Below are 251 nucleotides of genomic sequence, written 5' to 3'. Positions count from 1 at the left end.
ACCGGCATGAGCCTGCGCGTGCCCACCTCCGACGTCTCGGTGGTGGACCTGACGGTCGAGCTCGAGCGCGAGGCCAGCTACGCCGAGATCTGCGCGCACATGAAGGCCATGAGCGAGACGCCGGTGAGCGAAGGCGGGCTGCAGGGCGTGCTGGGCTACACCACCGACAAGGTGGTGTCCACCGACTTCCGCGGCGAGCACTGCACCAGCGTGTTCGATGCCGAGGCCGGGATAGCGCTGGACGGCACCTT

The 251-nt window shown here is 68.5% G+C and carries 1 pseudogene; it reads left to right on the top strand.

Features of this window, described 5'->3' with window-relative positions:
• Positions 1-251 (top strand): annotated as a pseudogene (locus HA630_RS02140) (type I glyceraldehyde-3-phosphate dehydrogenase); the annotation flags it as partial.

The sequence above is a fragment of the Aquabacterium sp. A08 genome (assembly GCF_011742065.1).
The sequence above is the reverse complement of the archived record's forward strand: the minus strand, read 5'-3'. Positions and strand labels throughout refer to the sequence as shown.